The 261-nt window shown below is 77.4% G+C and carries 1 pseudogene; it reads left to right on the top strand.

The features are described from left to right. Positions 1-216 (top strand): annotated as a pseudogene (locus AC0IY0_RS28835) (translation initiation factor 2); the annotation flags it as partial. Positions 217-261 lie beyond the last annotated feature (45 nt).

Below are 261 nucleotides of genomic sequence, written 5' to 3' on the forward strand. Positions count from 1 at the left end.
GTCCAGGCGGCGCTGGACCGCGGCGACCTGCCGGCGGCGTCCGCGGCCTTCGCGGCCCTGCCGCCCGCGATGCGCGACCAGGCCGGCGATTTCGCCGCCAAGCTCAAGGCCCGGGCCGCCGCCGCGGAGTCCGTACGAGCCCTGCTCGCCGGTGTCTTCAAGGCCCTGCCTACGGATGCGGCCTCCGGCGCCGCCGGGGCGGCACCAGGCCGCTAGGCAGTGACGGCGTCGATCCGCGCCTCGCGCGGCTGCATCTTCTCC

It is taken from the genome of Methylobacterium sp. AC315 (assembly GCF_979253755.1).